Source organism: Amycolatopsis thailandensis (assembly GCF_002234405.1).
In the GTDB taxonomy this organism is placed as follows: Bacteria; Actinomycetota; Actinomycetes; order Mycobacteriales; family Pseudonocardiaceae; genus Amycolatopsis; species Amycolatopsis thailandensis.
On the sequence record NZ_NMQT01000072.1, the window covers coordinates 1 to 16,454 of the forward strand.

Below are 16,454 nucleotides of genomic sequence, written 5' to 3' on the forward strand. Positions count from 1 at the left end.
TCGAACTCACGCCACGCCCGCGCCAACTCGGCCAGCGCCGCGTCGTTACCCTCCGGCCAGGGCATCCCCAACGTCACCAAAAAGAACTTCTGCAGCTCAGGCGGCAACCTCACCGAACCACCCGACACCTCTCTTCACCTCCTCCCGCCAGACTTAAGTGCGCGTGGTGTCTAGGCGAATATCATTCTTTCGGAGTAGTTACTGGTCGGAAAGGCGCTTACCGCTGATTCATCGGGAAATCCCTCGCCCGCGGTCGTCCGACATACCTGAAGGCCCGTCCTCGCCCTGGGGCAAAGTCCCGTAAGCGGGTGTTGTGAGTGGCGTTCCGGGTTCTGTTGAGAGGTAAGGCAAAGGTGTCTTGTTGGAGGTGATGTCCGTGAAGTAGACGTGAGCGAGATGAAGGAGACTTTCCCCTCATCACATGAGTGGAAAGTCCCCTTCACCTCGGGCCTTGCGGGTACTGCGGGCCTCGCGGCGGCAGAGGCTCGGCGGTGTTGCGAAAGCCACTTTCGCAACCTTCAACGTTGCGAAAGTGGCTTTCACAACCTGCTTGACCAGCGGAGATGCGACTGTGCCGAGACCTTGGCGCCTAGGTACATGATGCGGGCCTCCACGTCCTCGGCGAGGCCTTCACGGACATGGTCAGGCTGTCAAGGTGCGCGTGGCCGCGAAGGCGTCACGCGCGACGTCCGTGAGCTGGGCGGGCACCAGGTCGCCGACTCTCGCCGGGCGTGCCGCGCAGATCCAGCCGCCGACGATCAGCCGCGTGACGGCGACGCGGTCGCACCAGCCGCCGTCCACGGCGAGGTCCGGCTCGCAGCCTGCCAGCAATTCGCCCCGACCGGCGGCGACAGCGCCCAGAATGGCGCGTTCGCGATGGTTCAGCTCCGCAGGATCCATTCCCGATCACCGTCCCGGTGCTCTCATTCGAGGATGTCTCAGGCATCCTCTCTTCCCAGTGAGCCCGATCCGCCCGGCGAGGACAACAGAACCGGCCACGTTCGGAGGTATCCGGACACCACTTCGGCCCAAGCGGGCAGAAATGGCGGGCATTGCGCCATTCGACGGAATTCCGTGGCCGAAAGTGCGGATACGACCGGACGAAAACACCCTGTGGCGCCCGCGCCCGCGGGAAAACCTGTCGAAATGGTTACGATCGGCGTTCGTGAAATCTCGCTGCGTAGAACCGCACTGCACGGACTCGGGCACCATGACCGATCCGGCACGCGCCGGAATCCCGGAAGACGGCCGTATTCCGCGCTACTACCGGGCGAAAAGGCAGATTCTCGCACTGTGCAAAACGCTGGGCGAAGGCGTCGCGTTGCCTTCGGAACGCCAGTTGTGCACTCGATTGGGCGTCGCACGCGCCACACTTCGGCAAGCGGTACTGCAGCTCGTGGTCGAAGGCTGGGTGGACTCGCGCCAGGGCAGCGGCAGTTTCGTCGTCGGACGCCGGAAGATCGCGCAGCACCTGGGTACGGCCGACGGACCGGGCCCGGACGCCCTGACCGGCCGGACCTGGACCACGTTCGAACGACGGCGGGCAGGCTGCGAACTGGCACAAGAGCTGCGAATACACCGGAACGATTCAGTGATCCACCTGGAATGTGTACGTGGCTCCGGCAACGAGATTCTCGCCGTCGAGTCGGCGTTCATCCCGGCGAAGCGGTTTCCCGGTTTCAACCACGCCCCCGTCGGAAACCGATCGTTGCACGACGAATTGCGGACCCGGTTCGGTGTCACGTTCGGCGGCGCCGACCAAGGAACGGAAACCGCGCACGTGAGCCCCCGGGAAGCGGACCTGCTGGGCACCCTCCCCGCGCTGCCGGCGCTGGTGGTCCACCGGACCTCCTGGGACGCTCTGGGCGAGCCGTTCGAGCGGGTCCGCACTCTCTACCGAGGGGATCGGCTGACCTTGGTGAATCGGCTGGGCCCCGTCGAACGTCGTCCCGAGCACGAACAAGCGGAGAACCGGTCATCCTGCAGCTGACGACTCGTCCATGGTCAGCACCAGCTGCCCGCTGGTGCCGCCCGACTGGAGTGACGCGTGCGCGTCCGGTGCCCGCGTCCACGACAGGGTGTGCACGAATCCGGCCGGGAGCCGGAAACCGGCGGCGACATCCGCCCACAACCGGTCGATCTGCTGCCGGTTCCCGGTCCGGACGCCGATCAGCGACTGGCTGCGCAGATAGAACTGGAGCAGCCGGATCGGCACCGGGTCGTGGTTGACCGCACCCGAGACCACGACCCGGCCCAGCGCGCCGAGAGCGGGCAGGTAGGCCTCGCACCAGGCCGTGATACCGAGGTTGTCGACCACACAATCCAGTCCGCCGCTTCCGGCGGCCTCGAGAATGCGCGCGGGCAGGTCGTCGGCCGCGCCGTCGAGGGCGACGAGCGGCAACCCGGCCAGCCTTGGCGGACGCCGGTCCACGCCGATCACCCGGGCACCACGGAACGCGGCGAGCGCGGCGACGGTCACGCCCAGCGCGCCCCCGGCCCCGGGCACCAGGACGGTGGTGCCGGGACCGGCGGCACCGGCGTCGAGCTGGGCGCTGGCGACACCGCCGTTGGCCGCGAGGGCCGCCGCCTCGGGGAAAGCGACCTCGGCCGGGATCTCGCGAACGTTGTCCACGGGCACGACGCAGTACTCCGCATAGCTGCCCTGGCGGTGGATCCCGACGAGACCGAACTCGCTGCACGCCTCCTCCCGGGACACCAGACAGGCGCGGCATCGTGAGCAGCTCAGCACCGCCGAGACCGCGACCCGCCTCCCGACGAGGCCATCGTCCAGGTCTGGCCCGACCCGGTCGATCACCCCGGCGTGCTCGGTGCCGAGCACGTGCGGGAAAGTCTTGATCTGTGGCGCGAAAGGCGGTTTTCCCGCCCGGGCGGCGACGTCCTTGGTCCGGGCGACCACGACCGCGTGGACGCGCACCCGTACTTCTCCAGGACCTGGCTCCGGGTCGGGCAGTTCGGCCATCTCCAGTACCGCCGGGCCGCCGAACACACGGATGACGAGCGCCTTCATCAAGCAGGTTCCCAGGGCGGGTTGCTCATCGCCTCGATCACCGCGGGAGTGATTCCGCCACCGGTCCCCCACACATCGGCGTTCTCCGGGGTCCTGGCCCATTCGCCGGGCACCCAGTCGTCCCCCACCTCGAGCAGTTCCGCCGTGTACTCGATGACATTTCCGGCCGGGTCGAGGAAATAGCAGAAGACGTTGCCGCCGGGGCCGTGCCGACCGGGCCCCCACACGGTGTCGAAGCCGGCCTTGCGCAGGCGGCCGAGCGCCTTCATGACCTCGTCAGTGTCCCGGACCTCGTAGGCCACGTGGTTCAGCGAAGTCCATTTCCCCGGCGCGAGCACGACGCAGTGGTGCTGCCTGTTGCAGCGCAAGAAGACCATCTGATCGTTCTCATAGGTGTCCGAGACCTGGAAGCCGAGCACCCGGGTGTAGAAGTCCTTGGCCGCGGCGAGGTCCACCGAGTTGAGCACGACATGGCTCAGCCGATCGGGCCCGTACGCCTTCGGGGAAGGGGCCGCGTGTTCGGGCAGGCCGCAGGCGACCTCGATGCGACGGCCTTCGGGATCGAGGAACTCCACCCGCGTGTCGCTTGTGGACAGGAGCTCGACCTGCTCGCCCCGCAGGCGATCGGTGAGCTTCGCGATACCGCGTTCCCCGTCGGCCGCGAGGCTGATCCCGCCGAGGCGGTGTTCCTCGCCGGTGGCGAGCGTGAGCACATGGTGTTCGGTTCCCCGGCCACGCAACCGGATCCGATCGTCGGTCTCCTCGACCACCGCGAGCCCCCACACGTCCGCGTAGAACGGCAGGAGTTCGGCCGGGTTCGTCACGTGGATCTCGACGCTCCGGAGGTGGGTGATCATCACGGATCCCTTCGAGGAGGTGCGCGCATGTTATCAATCACTTGATAACATGCCAAGGTGTCCGAACCGCCAGGGCGCTCGCGAGGAAAGGCGTCCGTGGGACCAGGAGACGAAAACGTGCCCGTCGAACCGGCCACCCGGATCGCCTATCTGCTCAGGATGCTCTCCAGCACGCTCAACCAGCAGATCGAACGCGCCCTGCGGCCGCTCGACCTCACCCAGGCGCAACTGGCCGCCTTGGCCCAGCTGGCCATCAGTGCCCCCGACCGGCTCTCCAGCGCCGAACTCGGCCGCCGCGCCGGTGTCACCCCGCAGGCGATGTGGTCGGCCATCTCCAATCTGGAGCACCGTGGACTCGTGCGGCGGTCACCGCACCCCACCCACGGCCGGGTCCTCGAAAACGCCATCACCGAGGTCGGTGTCTCGGTCCTGGAACAAGCGCAGGAACTGACCGCACCGGTGGACGCGCACGCAATGGCCACCTTGACGGAAGCGGAACAACGGCAATTCCGCTCCCTGCTACTGAAAACCATGACAGGACTTGGCATCCCGCATCCCGATCCGAGGCGGGGTTAGCGCGGATCTCTTCGCCGAAAAGACCTTGGGCGCCGAACATCCCTTGACAGCCGGACGCCTCGCTTTAGCGTTCATGTGCGTCAACCTTCCCGCGTCCTCACCTACTGGACGCCAGGCGCAGCGAGGAAACGCATGTTCAGCGCAGGATCGTCGAGCACCTTCCAGGTGTGGTGGCGTGCTTTGGGCTCGACGGAATGGACTCCGGGTCACGAGTTGCTGGTTCACATCGGCGACGGCGAGAACGCCGCACTCGAGGAACTGTCCTGGGGCGCCGCGGACGGTTCTTCCTGCGCGGTCGGTTTCTCGCCGGGGATGGCCGAGTGCCGTGGCCATCGCCGTACCGGCGGGGGCGACGTGCTGGAGATACGAGGTGAACTCAGCGGCGAGCCGGTGAGTTCACCGGCCAGCGGCGCTGCGCGACATCATACGTTCGACACGGAGATCGAGGACGCCACCGGACGGCGGCCGTCGGAACCGCTCAGACTGCTGATCGACGACGGATCCGGCGTGGCGCCGTCATGGCTGGCCTGGCGCGACCGGACGGGCGACTCGTGCTCGATCGTCCTCCATTCGGCCGGTCCGGCAGGCAACGCGGATGTCACCAGGATGGTGACCGAGGTCTGGGCCAGCGCCGAGTACGACGAAGTGGGCGAGGTGGCCGCGAACCTCATCGAGGAAGCACCCTGCAAATGGTTCGCACCTCATGACCGTGCTTCCCTGGAATTCCAGTTCTCGCGACCGATCGCGGTGGACCACTACCTCCTCACCTGCGCCAACGACGCGCCTGACCGGGATCCTGCCGCATGGGTCCTGCGTGGCTCCGTGGACGGGCAACTGTGGCGGACCCTCGACACGCGCTCGCATCAGTCGTTCACCACCCGGCACGAGACCAGGACCTATCGGATCGCCGACCCCGCGGCCCACCACTGCTACCGCCTCGACATCGTCGGGAACAACGGTTCTCCCCACCTGCAACTCGAAACCGTCCGGTTCCTCGCCCCGGTGAACGGGTTCACCGGCTACCGGCGACGCGCTGGGCACGCTCCCCTGGCCTACCGTGGATCGTGTGCCGCGCCGCAAGCGCCGGGCATCCCGATGGACCCGTTACCGGACGGACTTCCCGACCGGCGAGGAAAGCGGCTGAGCCGCTTCCCCGGCACCGAGGTACTCACGTCCTTCGGTCGCGCGCTTCCGCCGCTCGCCAAGAACGGCGACGTGATGACCGGAGGCCATCGCCTGCGGGCGGGCGAGAGCCTGCGAAGGCAATCCCTGACCTCACTCAACGACGCTTTCACCCTGAAACACTTCGGTTTCGACGATCTTGTCCTCATCCGTAACCACGATCGACGGCCGCTGTGGTGGTCGAGTGAGTTCAGCCCCGGCGACTGGCGCCGGAAGACGCGCGGCTCCGGCGTCAGCGATGTCACCCTGCGGCCGGACGGCGATCTCGTGGCCCACGATGAAAATGGTGTTCCGCTGCGGTCCACCGGCACGGCGGACCGCGGTGTGGTCTCGCTGGAAGTCCGCGACGACGGCGACGTCGTCCTGCTCAACGGCGCGGGCGAGATCGTCTGGCACACCGACACCGCCACCACCGACGTGTCGCGGCCCCCGTCGCCCATCGCGCGGGGAGACCGCATGCTGGTCGGGCAGAGCCTGGCCGACCAGAGCCTCACCTCTCCCAACGGCCGGTACGTGCTGGTGCACGACCATCAGCACGCCGGTACCTTCCTCTACGGTCCCAGGGGCCGGATCACTCGCTGGTTCTATCTCGTCCCGTCGATGTATCCGGATCCTTTCGGCACCCGCCTCGTCCTGGAGGAGGACGGCCTGTTCCTGCGCTGGTCCAAGGACGAGGCCGACGGGGTGGACCTGCGCGGCGTCCGCAAGGCATGGGACAGCCTCACCACGCCGAATTTCCCGTTCCATCCCCGGCAGGTCGTGCTCCGTGACAGCGGCGATCTGGAGATGCTGGACTCAGACGGCGAAGTCATGTGGCGCAACGGGTACAAACGCGACAGCGACAAGTTCGCGACATCCTCGAACCGGCGAAGGCCGGAGACGAAACGCAAGCGCGCCCCGGCCGCGTCCGGCCTACCCCGGCTGCCTGCCACGCCGAACGTTCCGGTGATCCGGACCGACTTCTCCGACGACGATGCGTGGTATCGGGTGAAGACCGGAATCGGCTGGGTCACGCCGGACGGGTTCGAGGCGAACGTGAGCTATGTCGACGACCCGGCCTTCACGGGAATGACGAGTACCGACCTGCTGGAATCCGAAGTGGCCCGTGCCGAACACGCGATCATGCTCATCGTGGACGAAATCACGATCCACTCCCCCGAGCACCCGATCCTGGTGGTGGATCTCGGCTCGGAGCCCGACCCGGACGGCGACTGGCCAGGAGTGCCCGCCGGCCGGTCTTTCCGCGCCGTTCCGCACGCCATCCAGGAAATCGAAAACAACCTTTCACTCGCCAACGCGGATTGGGAGGACTTCGCCGATCACGTCGACGACGACGGAGTACGACGGGACACCTGAGCCACGGCCGTGCGGAGGACCTGGCCGCCGATCACGCGAACAGCCTTGCCCGCGCCGAGGACCTTCACGGGTCGAGCACGACCGGGAAGGTCCGGGGTGCGTGGACGTGCACGCTTCGCCGATAAGTCAACTCCTCGTCGCCGGCCGCGGCCCGCATCCGCGGGAACTTGCCGAACAAGGCGGGCAACGCCACTTCGGCCTCCAACCGCACCAATGCCGCGCCGAGACACCGGTGAATCCCGTGCCCGAAGGCGAGGTTTCCCGTCGTGTCCCGCTCCGGTTCCAGGGTGTCCGGGTCCGGGAACCGGTCCGGATCGCGATTGGCCGCCCCGACCGAAAGCGTGACCGAGGCACCGCGCGGGATCGAGACCCCGCCGATCGCGAGATCCTCGGTGGCGAACCGCGAAGACGCGTTGAGCGCGGGCGAAAGCCACCGTAAGAGTTCCTCGATCAGCGGCCCCGCGGTCTCGGGCGAGCCGAGGCGTGCCCGCGCGGCGGGATCGGCGAGCAGTGCTCGCACGCTGTTCGTGAGGAAGACCGCGCTGGTCTCGTGTCCGGCGATCAGTAAAGCCATCGCCATCGCCACGATCTCGACGTCGGACATCCGCTCCCCGTCTTCGGAAGCCGCGATGAGCTCGGAAAGCAGGGCGTCGTCGGGCACACGCCGGCGTGCCTCGACGAGTTCTTCCAGGTAGTCCGACAGCCGCTTCGACGCCTCGATGAGCAACGGTTCGGGACATTCGTCCATCAGCACCATCGACCAGTGCGCGAAGTCCTCCTGGTCCAATTCGGGTACACCGATCAGTTCGCAGATGATCTCCATCGGCAGCCGGATCGCGAAGCGCCCCACGAGGTCCACCGGCTCACCGGTGGGCAGTTCGGCGAGCAGGTCGTCGGTGAAGGCCTCGACCCGCGGACGCAACCGGGCCAGCCGTCGCGCGGTGAACGCGTGGCTCACCAGCTTGCGTACTCGCGTGTGATCGGGCGGGTCGAGCGAGGTGAGCATATGGGACAGCGGCGCGGGCAGACCCGGCGGCGCCGAAGCCCGCTCAAAGGGTGGCAACGAAGCCCTCCAATCCTTCGCCAGCCGGGGGTCGGCCAGGCCGGAGCGAACGTCGGCGTAGCGGGTGACGAGCCAGGTCGGTCCACCTTCGAAGGTCACCTCGCGTACAGGGGTGTTTTCGCGGACGTGGTTCAGGGCGGCGTGCGGGTCACGCCAGTAGGAGTCCAGGAAATCGGGGTCGCTCACCGACTGCTCCTTTCGTTGTGGGGTAGGGCAGGTGTCCTGTCGAGCGGCCGGTCGCTCGATGGGCGGCCATATGTGTGCGATTCGGGTTCTGTCGGAAGAGAGGCGAACGTGAACTTTCGAGTGTCCGTAAGAGACAGTCAGCTACTATCGAGCGCCCGTTTTGCCGCCATATGAGCTTTTCTGCGTGGGGTCGTGAGTGCTAAAGAGGGTTAGAACGCTCTTTAGCACTCACGACCCTTTCGCAACGTCGAAGGTTGTGAAAGCCAGGTCCGCAACACCCGTTACGCAGGCCTGGCGGGACATGAGCGGCCCACGCGCCTCAGCCCTTCACCACCGTCGCGCTCATCCCCGCGATCCGGTGATCCGGCCAGCGCGCGCCGTCGCCCTTGGGCTCGTCGCCGAGAACGGTGACCCGGCGACCGACCCGGCGCTCGGCGTAGTCGTTCACGGCATAGTGCTGCGTCGCCCGGTTGTCCCAGACCGCGACGGCGCCCTCGGTCCAGCGGTAGCGGCAGACCCGTTGCGGGCTTTCGGACACCGCGAACAGATGCGCCAGCAGCACCGCGCTCTCGTCGGGGGTCAACTGGGGAACGCGCCGGGTGAACATCCGGTTCACATAGAGGGAGCGCTTGCCTGTCCCCGGATGTATGCGCACCACCGGATGTTCGGCCTCGCTGCGGAAAGAACCGTCGGGATGCTCGAAGACGTGGATCGCGGTGAGCCCGTCGGCCAGTTCCCGGATCGGCTCGGACAAGGCCTCGTAGGCCAGGTACTGGTTGCTCCACATGGTGTCTCCCCCGACTTCGGGCGATCGCACGATCTGCAGGATCGAGGCGACCGGCGGGGATTGCGCGAACGTGACGTCGGTGTGCCAGACGTCGGCTTTGGCGCCCAGGTCGGAATCGAGAACGACGATCTCGTCGTGTCCGGCCAGCTTCGGCAGGAATCGATGGACCTCCAGGTTCCCGAACCGGCGCCCGAACGCCTTGTGGTCGGCGGGCGTGAGGTCGTTCTCGCCGGGGAAGAACAGCACGAGATGTTCGAGAAGCAGGCCGTAGATCCGTTCGAACAGGGCGTCGTCGATGTCCGCGAGCGCGACGCCGCGGACCTCCGCGCCCAGCGCGCCGGTCACGGGTCGTACCTCGAGGGAATCCATTCCTTGTTCCTTTCGCGCAGTGTCGATCCGCATTCCACAGTAGATGGAATGCTTGCCTGATCCGGCCGGAAAACCTTGCGCGGCAAGCCTTTCCGGTGCATTGTTCAGCGACGTACCGAAGTTTTCCCCTCCCCCTTCCCGAAAGGACCGCGGTGACGGCCGAGAACACGGAGCTCCAGGACGGCACCAGCAGGCTCGCCGAACTCGTCGACCTCGCCACCCCGTTCGCGGTGCGGACCGCGGTCGCGTTGCGGCTGCCCGAACTGATCCGAGACGGGTACACGACGACAGCCGCCCTCGCGACCGAATCCGGCTCCGACCCGGCCTCGCTCACCCGCCTGCTGAACCATCTCGTGAAGGTCGGGGTGTTCGCCGAGTCCGAGCCGGGGCGGCACGGGCTCACCCCGGTGTCGCGGGCGCTGCTGGACGAACGCAACGCGCTGCTGCGTTCGTGGCTCGACGCCGACGGCCCGGGCCTCACGATGGATCTGGCCTACAGCGGGATGCCGCACTCGGTCCGCACCGGCGAGCCCGCCTATCCCGTAGTGCACGGCGCCGACTTCTGGTCCGACTACCGGGCCGACGAAGCGCTGAGGCGGTTCTTCGGCACCACGATGGCGGGATTCGCCTGGCAGACCGGACCCGAGGTCGCCACCCGCTGGGACTGGGGTTCGGTGTCCAGCGTGCTCGACGTCGGCGGCGGGACGGGATCGCTGCTGGCGGCGGTCCTGACCGCGCATCCGCATCTGACCGGTGCGGTGCTGGATCTGCCCGAAGTCCGGCCCGAGGCGGAGAAACTCCTCATCGGCAGTGGCCTGAAAGACCGTGCGGAATTCCTCGGCGGGAGTTTCTTCGCCCCGGTTCCGCCAGGCTACGACGTCGTGCTCGTCTCGCGAGTTCTCACCGACTGGCCCGATGCGGACGCCCGCGAGATTCTCGGCCGCTGCGCGGAGGCCGCGGGCGAAAGTGGACGGCTCCTGGTGGTCGAAGTGCTCGCCGGTGCCGAGCACGCCAAGAACAACTCCTCGTTCGACCTGCAGTCGCTGACCCTGCTGGGTGGCCGGGAGCGCGGGCCGGAGGACTTCGACGAACTCGCGTCCGGCGCCGGGCTCGTCCGCCGCGACCGGCTCGACGGCGCGAACGGTCTCGTGGTCCTGGAGTACACGCGCGAATGAGTTCATCGCACCCAGCCGGGCAACCGGTTCGACCTCGGGTCGGGCAGCCCGAGCTGGTGCAGCCGGTCCAGCGGGGTCAGCCGCCGGACCCCCAGCCCGGACATCGTGTGCGTCACTTCGTGCCGGAGGCGGTCATTGGCACCCGTGCCGGCCAGCGCGCGGTCACCGAGCCTGCTGCCGCCGGTGATCATCCGGGCCGCGTTGTGACTGGTCCGGCCGATATGGCCGAGGTTCGGCCGTCGCGCCGCGTCGTAGCGGCACAGCGCGTGATCGACGACGTCGTCTGCCAGGGACCCGCCTTGGCGTAACTTCGCGGCGAGGTCGTACGCGTCGGCGATCGCGCTGTTCATCCCCTGCGCCGCCATCGGATGCACCAGATGACCGCTGTCGCCGACCAAGGCGATGCCAGGGGCCGTCAAGGAAACCGCCAGCGCTCTCGATACCGGCAGCACCTGTTTGCGGTCCAGTGCGGCGCGGAACGACGTCGCGAGCGGGGCCAGGCCGGGACAGCCGGCCAGCACTTGATCGGCCCACCCGCCCAACCCGTCCGCGTCGACACCGCGAAGTTCGTCCGATGCGATCTGGACGTAGAGCCGGACTCGCCCGCAGGGCAAGGGATAGTGCAGGCGTAAGCCGTTTTCGGTGACGTAGGCGGTGAATTCCGGCGGTACGGCCACGTCGTGCAGGTCGAACGCGGCCAACCGGTGGGGATAGTCCCGCCGGGGCGCGTCCAGCCCGGCCGCGGCGCGCAGCCGGGAAGAAACCCCGTCGGCGGCCACCACCAGCGACGCGGAGATGTCGCCGTCGTCGCATCGGACCCCGGTCACCCGGCCCGCCGTCGACCGCGGTTGCCGGACCTGCACGCCCCGTCGGATCTCGACGTTGCCGGGCAGCGCGTCCTCCAGCGTTTCGAGGATCACGGGATAGTCGTGCGCCAGCAGCCACGGATGCGAGGCCGGAAGCCGGGAGTAGTCGAGGACCATCCGCGGCTCACCGTCCGGGGCGCGGGCGGCCAGTCGCGAAAGGCGCAACGCTCCCGCTCGATCGAGCGCGTCGGTCACTCCCCACTCGCGCAGGACCGCCAGCGAGCCGGGCTGCAGAACCTCCCCCTTCGCCACCGGTGCGGGCGTCAGGCGTTTGTCCAGCACCAGGACCCGGTGCCCGAGCCTGCCCACCGCGCACGCGGCGGCAAGTCCCGCCACACCCGCGCCGCAGACGACGACGTCGTAGTGCTCCGGCCTCATCGCGTCACCTCGAGATACCGGCCCAGTGCCCGTAACGCCATGCCCTGGGTGAAGGCAGGGTTGGCGTACCGGCTGACCCGGCGCACGTACTCGTGCACCGGCTGCGGCGTCCACCCGCCGCCGGTCGTCCGGGCGTCGAGGAGCCAGTGCACGCCGTCGATCACCGCGACGGAATCCTTACCCGCCGTCAGCAGCGCCGAAACCGCCCATCCCGTCTCCTCGGCGGAGCCGGGAGCACCGTGCCCGTCACCCCAGGAACCGTCGGGGTTTCGGGCTCGCACCAGCCACTCCTGAGCCCGTGCCGCGGGCCCCGAACCGGTCCGGCCGCACCGGGCGAAGGTCTCCAGCACCGCCGCGGTCCCCATTGTGTGCTCCCGATACCAGACGGATTCGTAGCTCCCGTCGGGCAGTTGCGCCGTGCCGAGCCAATGCAGCGCGTGATGGATCCGTCGATCGGTGACGGGGACACCCGCGTCGAGAAGCGCCCCGACGGCCTGTGCCGTCGTCATCGGGCACGGCCCGCTGTTGACCACCTTGGTGTTGCGGACACAGAGGCTCCACGAACCGCGGCTGTCCTGACGGCCGCTGAGCCACGTGACACCCTTGCGGACGGCGTCGGCTTGAGCGTCACCCGGCAGCCGGGCCAGCACGGAGACGATCTCGCCGGTCTCCAGCACCGCGGGCCAGCCGTTCGGACCGGACCAGCCCCAGAAGCCCGGCGGGCAGCCGAAGGCCAGGAACGGCCGGTGCTGCTGGAGGCGGACGAAGAGATCACGGGAGACCGCCAGCCTTGGATCGTCGCGGTAACCGGCTTCGATCAGGCCGCGGACCGCGTACATCGTCCACGCGCCATCGAGCGGTGTGGTCGTCCACGAACCGTCGGGGTGCATGGTGCGCCGCAGCCAGCCGACGGCGGCGTCGACCATGTCCTGTCCCAGCCCGGCCCTCGCCAGCCCGACGCAGACGAGGCCGGTCACCCAGGCGTCCTCGGACCACGACCCCGCCGAGCCCTCGTGCTCGAACGCCTGCCGGATCCCCAGCAATGCCCGGGGTTCGGCTCGCCGGGCCAGCATCCGCTGCAGCCGCGTCAGGGGCCGGTGCCTGGTCTGCGCGAGACCCAGCGCCGACGCCATCGGCAACCGGAGATCGAACAACCGGCGGTAAAGTCCTGGCAGTAAGGCCAATTCGAGCGGGAAACGGCGCATCTCCCGCTGGTCGAGCCAGCCCGCCATACCGTAGAACTGGCGGCACCACAGCAGCACCTCCGGATGCGGGATCGCCTCCAGACCGCCGTAACCGGCCGTCCACTCCCGTCCCGCCGCGACGGCCCCGGCATTGCCGACGGGCCCCACCAGATGCAACGCGGCCGCGGCCACCGCGGTCGGACCCGGTTCGCTGTCCTGCCCGGGGACCATCGACCATCCGCCGTCGTCGTTCTGGACACGGCGGAGCCGGTCGGCTCCGGCCTCGATCAGGTCGGCGGCGCCACCCGGGTCCGCGAAGTGCAGCGCCGTGATCGCGCCCGCGGTCGCGAGGGTGGACCGCAGAGTGCTCGCCCCGTAGTCGAACACCCCGTCCGGCCGCTGTGCCCGCCACAGCTCCTCCGCTCCCTCCGCGATGGCCGTGGACAACTTCCCTTTCGCCGACTGGACTGAGCTCAAACCGTGTCCTCTCCGTCCCCTGCCGGGAACTCGTGCCGGGCCCGCATCCGGGCCTGAGTGACGAGCGAGAAAGCCAGTGCGGGTACCAGCACCAGTGCGGTCGTTTCGACGCCGGCGGCGCCCGCCGTGACGGCCGCCGCGAGCACCAGCCGCTCCGCGACGAGCACCTCGTGCGAACGCAACGCCCGCCGCGCGGTGAGCGCCGTGGGCCGGACGGCCGCGAACGCGAAGAAACCGGTCACGGCCGCGATCGCGACGAACGCGATCTGGTCTCCGGGCAAGCGGGCGACGAAAGCGCCGGCGCCCACCGCGGCGACGCCCGCCACGTACAGCACCACCGCGAGCCGCACCGCGACCCGCACGCCATGGCGTACCGGCACCGAGTGGTAGCCGCCCGCCCGATCGCCCTCGACGTCGCGGACCGTGCCGATCAGATTGGAAGCGCTGTCGTGGAGCAGAAATCCCAGCGCCACCGGGACGAGTGTCCAAGGCGGCCAGGTGGTCACGGTCATCGCGCCGATCGTCAGCGCGAGCGCCGACAGCACCCCCCGGCTGAGATTTCCGGCGAAGCCCCTCCGCTTGAACACGGCGCTGTAGGCGACGATCCCGCCCATCGCCAAGGCGAAGACCGGCAGGATCCGCCAGTTCATCGCGATCAAAGCCGCCAGTGACGTCGCCGCGCAGCCGATCCCGCAGGCCAGCGCCACGGCGGGTGACAATCGTCCGGACGGGATGGGCCGCTGTGGTTTCGCGATCGCGTCCAGGTGCCGGTCGAAGTAGTCGCCGAGATAGTGCCCGGACAGCCAGCCCAGGACCGGCGCCAGTACGGCGACGAAGAGTTCGACGGGCCGTCGTCCGCCCGCGGCCAAAGCCCCCGCGAGACCCAGCAGGGCCGGGTAGCAGGTCGTGTAAGGCCGCCAGGTCTGCCAATGGGCCGTGGCGGCCTCGCGGAGTCCGCGGCGCGCGGGGCGATCAGCGGTCACGGTCCACGGCGCGGTCGGTGATCCCGGCGAGCCGGGTCGCCGCCGCGGCCACCGGCAGTTCCCTCAACCGTGCCCTCGCCCGGCCTGCGTGCTCCCGTGCGCTCCGGCAGGCGGAACCCAGGCCACCGCTCGCGAGTACGGCGACGCGGAGCGATCTCAACGTCTCCTCCGGAGGGAGTGCTCCCGACAGCGCGGTTTCGATGAGCCGCCGGTGCTTCGGTTCCCCGTCGCGATACGCGAGCAGGACCGGCCAGGTCGGACGGAGGTTGGCCGCGTCGCTCACGGCGGGTTTGCCGACGCGGCTGGAATCCGCCAGATAGGGCAGGCAGTCGTCGTACATCTGGAAGGCGATTCCGGTGTGCTCGCCATAGCTCCCCAGCAGGTCGACCTGCTCGGCTGAGCCACCATCGAGGAGCGCGCCCGCCCGGCAGGCGGCACGGAACAACGCGGCGGTCTTCAAACCGGCCACCTCGAGATAGTCCTCGAGCGCGCTGTCGTGCTTCAGCCCCGATTCCAGTACCTGCCCTCGGCACAGGTCGTTGCCCGCACGGGCGATTTCGGCGACCACCGGTGCCACCACGTCGGCGGGCAAGCCTCCTTCGGCGACGATGACGAACAAGTCGAAGAGCAGGGCGTCGCCGGTCACGATGGCGTCGGCGGTCCCGTAGCGCGCGTGCACCGAAGGGCGACCGCGGCGGACATCGTCGCCGTCGATGATGTCGTCGTGTACCAAGGACGCCACATGCAGGTACTCGACCGCGATCGCGGCGGGGAGCGCCGAATCCACGGAACCGCCGACCGCTTCGGCCGACGCGATGAGCGCCAAGGGGCGAACCAGTTTTCCCGGTCCCGCCAGCGCGTGCCGGATCAGTTCGTCGAACCGGTCACCCTCTCGGCGGCACCGCCGCACGAAAGCGTCGCGGATCATCGCGGTCGGATCGCCGGTCCCTCGTCCCAAGGTCTCGATCACCGGATCGCTCCCTCGGCGGCGAAACTGCGCGCGGCCGCGAGAACGGCGTCGTTGGCATCAGGAAGTCCAGTGCTGACACGGACTCCGGCCTCGCCGACCACCCGGACGGCCACCCCGTGCCCGGCGAGACACGTGACGAAATCCTGATTCCGCGCCCCGAGGTGGAGCCACAGATAGTTCCCACCACTCGGCGGGACATCGAAGCCCAGCCCGATCAGGCCGTCGCGGACCCTGTCCCGCTCCGCGGCCAGCTCACGACACTGCTCGCGCATACGGTCTTCGGCGTCCAGCGCGGCGATCGCGGCCGCCTGGGCCGGAGTGGGCACACGATGGAAGGGCGTCGTCGGTCGTACCGGGCCCACGACCTTCTCGGCGCCGACGAGGTAGCCGACGCGCAGTCCGAGGAGACCGTGCGATTTGGAGAAGGTGCGCACCACCACGACCCGGGGATCCTCGGGGATCAGGCTCACCGCGTCGGCGATCGCGTCCGGTTCGGCGAACTCCCGGTACGCCTCGTCGACGAGCACGAGGACGTTCGCGGGCAGGGCGTCGAGCAGCGCCGTCAGGCGTCCGGTTCCGAGTACCTCACCGGTGGGGTTGTTGGGATTGCACAACAGCACCACCCGGGTCCGGGCGGAAACGGCCGCGGCGACTCCGTCCAGATCCTGCCCGTCACCGGCGTCGCCCGGCACGGCGACCGGTTCGGCACCGGCGTTGCGGATCAGCAGTGGGTAGAGATCGAAGGAAGGCCACGTGTGCACCACGGTTTCGCCGGGTGCGCAATGCGCGGAAAGGAACTGCTGCAGCAACGCCCCCGAACCCGCTCCGGCGACGACTTGTCCCGCCGTCACCCCGAGTCCGGCGGCCAGCCGTGATTCCAGCCGGGTGGCGAGCGCGTCGCCGGTCAGGTTCACCGAGCCGAGGGACTCGGACAAGGCCTCCCCCACGCCGGGCAACATCGGCCAGTGGTTCTCGTTCAAGGACAGCTGGTGCACGATCCGGCGCACTACCGCCAAC

The 16,454-nt window shown here is 68.7% G+C and carries 14 protein-coding genes; 4 read left to right on the top strand and 10 right to left on the bottom strand.

Features of this window, described 5'->3' with window-relative positions; genetic code table 11:
- Positions 1-642: 642 nt before the first annotated feature.
- Positions 643-900: a hypothetical protein gene (locus CFP71_RS20265; protein ID WP_093935439.1), complete on the bottom strand. Its 258-nt coding sequence runs from the start codon at positions 898-900 to the stop codon at positions 643-645.
- A gap of 310 nt (positions 901-1,210) precedes the next feature.
- On the opposite strand from CFP71_RS20265, the gene CFP71_RS20270 reads away from it, so the two are divergent.
- Positions 1,211-1,990, top strand: coding sequence for a GntR family transcriptional regulator (locus CFP71_RS20270; protein WP_093935440.1), 780 nt, complete (start codon positions 1,211-1,213; stop codon positions 1,988-1,990).
- On the opposite strand, the gene CFP71_RS20275 is transcribed toward CFP71_RS20270, so the two are convergent.
- Both CFP71_RS20275 and CFP71_RS20280 read right to left on the bottom strand, forming a co-directional pair.
- The gene (locus CFP71_RS20275) at positions 1,976-3,028 is read right to left on the bottom strand and encodes an alcohol dehydrogenase catalytic domain-containing protein (protein ID WP_167406206.1); all 1,053 of its coding nucleotides are present in this window, start codon (positions 3,026-3,028) and stop codon (positions 1,976-1,978) included. The genes CFP71_RS20270 and CFP71_RS20275 overlap by 15 nt on opposite strands.
- A complete protein-coding gene (locus CFP71_RS20280) occupies positions 3,028-3,885 on the bottom strand; it encodes a VOC family protein (RefSeq protein WP_093935442.1) in 858 nt (285 codons plus the stop codon). The genes CFP71_RS20275 and CFP71_RS20280 overlap by 1 nt, the downstream gene beginning before the upstream one ends.
- 117 nt (positions 3,886-4,002) lie before the next feature.
- Here CFP71_RS20280 and CFP71_RS20285 point away from each other — a divergent pair, with 117 nt between their 5' ends.
- Together CFP71_RS20285 and CFP71_RS20290 are read left to right on the top strand one after the other, a co-directional pair.
- Positions 4,003-4,461 (top strand): MarR family winged helix-turn-helix transcriptional regulator, encoded by a 459-nt coding sequence (locus CFP71_RS20285; protein WP_093935443.1) that lies wholly within the window; start codon positions 4,003-4,005, stop codon positions 4,459-4,461.
- A 132-nt stretch (positions 4,462-4,593) separates the two neighbouring features.
- Positions 4,594-6,999, top strand: coding sequence for a DUF6924 domain-containing protein (locus CFP71_RS20290; RefSeq protein WP_093935444.1), 2,406 nt, complete (start codon positions 4,594-4,596; stop codon positions 6,997-6,999).
- 64 nt (positions 7,000-7,063) lie between these two features.
- Here the strand turns inward: CFP71_RS20290 and CFP71_RS20295 are convergent, their stop codons facing one another.
- Both CFP71_RS20295 and CFP71_RS20300 read right to left on the bottom strand, forming a co-directional pair.
- On the bottom strand, positions 7,064-8,248 hold the full coding sequence (locus CFP71_RS20295) for a cytochrome P450 family protein (protein ID WP_093935445.1): 1,185 nt from the start codon (positions 8,246-8,248) through the stop codon (positions 7,064-7,066).
- Between the two features lie 319 nt (positions 8,249-8,567).
- Positions 8,568-9,404 (bottom strand): TauD/TfdA dioxygenase family protein, encoded by an 837-nt coding sequence (locus tag CFP71_RS20300; RefSeq protein ID WP_093935446.1) that lies wholly within the window; start codon positions 9,402-9,404, stop codon positions 8,568-8,570.
- 152 nt (positions 9,405-9,556) lie between these two features.
- Here CFP71_RS20300 and CFP71_RS20305 point away from each other — a divergent pair, with 152 nt between their 5' ends.
- Positions 9,557-10,579 carry a methyltransferase gene (locus CFP71_RS20305; RefSeq protein ID WP_093935447.1) on the top strand — a complete coding sequence of 341 codons (1,023 nt, stop codon included), beginning with the start codon at positions 9,557-9,559 and terminating at the stop codon, positions 10,577-10,579.
- 2 nt (positions 10,580-10,581) lie between these two features.
- On the opposite strand, the gene CFP71_RS20310 is transcribed toward CFP71_RS20305, so the two are convergent.
- The 5 genes from CFP71_RS20310 to CFP71_RS20330 are packed head-to-tail and all read right to left on the bottom strand — an operon-like array spanning position 10,582 to position 16,444.
- On the bottom strand, positions 10,582-11,823 hold the full coding sequence (locus CFP71_RS20310) for an FAD-dependent oxidoreductase (RefSeq protein ID WP_093935448.1): 1,242 nt from the start codon (positions 11,821-11,823) through the stop codon (positions 10,582-10,584).
- A complete protein-coding gene (locus tag CFP71_RS20315; protein ID WP_093935449.1) occupies positions 11,820-13,484 on the bottom strand; it encodes a prenyltransferase/squalene oxidase repeat-containing protein in 1,665 nt (554 codons plus the stop codon). Before CFP71_RS20315 ends, CFP71_RS20310 begins: the two co-directional genes overlap by 4 nt.
- Positions 13,481-14,467 (bottom strand): UbiA family prenyltransferase, encoded by a 987-nt coding sequence (locus CFP71_RS20320; protein WP_093935450.1) that lies wholly within the window; start codon positions 14,465-14,467, stop codon positions 13,481-13,483. The genes CFP71_RS20315 and CFP71_RS20320 overlap by 4 nt, the downstream gene beginning before the upstream one ends.
- Positions 14,457-15,437, bottom strand: a complete 981-nt coding sequence (locus CFP71_RS20325) for a polyprenyl synthetase family protein (protein ID WP_093935451.1) — start codon at positions 15,435-15,437, stop codon at positions 14,457-14,459. The genes CFP71_RS20320 and CFP71_RS20325 overlap by 11 nt, the downstream gene beginning before the upstream one ends.
- Positions 15,434-16,444 (bottom strand): aminotransferase class I/II-fold pyridoxal phosphate-dependent enzyme, encoded by a 1,011-nt coding sequence (locus CFP71_RS20330; protein ID WP_093935452.1) that lies wholly within the window; start codon positions 16,442-16,444, stop codon positions 15,434-15,436. Before CFP71_RS20330 ends, CFP71_RS20325 begins: the two co-directional genes overlap by 4 nt.
- Positions 16,445-16,454: the final 10 nt, after the last annotated feature.

What these genes read in the sequence shown, in the direction of transcription:
- CFP71_RS20265 (WP_093935439.1), bottom strand. Translation starts at nt 900, where the DNA reads ATGGATCCTGCGGAGCTGAACCATCGCGAACGCGCCATTCTGGGCGCT.
- CFP71_RS20270 (WP_093935440.1), top strand. Translation starts at nt 1,211, where the DNA reads ATGACCGATCCGGCACGCGCCGGAATCCCGGAAGACGGCCGTATTCCG.
- CFP71_RS20275 (WP_167406206.1), bottom strand. Translation starts at nt 3,028, where the DNA reads ATGAAGGCGCTCGTCATCCGTGTGTTCGGCGGCCCGGCGGTACTGGAG.
- CFP71_RS20280 (WP_093935442.1), bottom strand. Translation starts at nt 3,885, where the DNA reads ATGATCACCCACCTCCGGAGCGTCGAGATCCACGTGACGAACCCGGCC.
- CFP71_RS20290 (WP_093935444.1), top strand. Translation starts at nt 4,594, where the DNA reads ATGTTCAGCGCAGGATCGTCGAGCACCTTCCAGGTGTGGTGGCGTGCT.
- CFP71_RS20300 (WP_093935446.1), bottom strand. Translation starts at nt 9,404, where the DNA reads ATGGATTCCCTCGAGGTACGACCCGTGACCGGCGCGCTGGGCGCGGAG.
- CFP71_RS20310 (WP_093935448.1), bottom strand. Translation starts at nt 11,823, where the DNA reads ATGAGGCCGGAGCACTACGACGTCGTCGTCTGCGGCGCGGGTGTGGCG.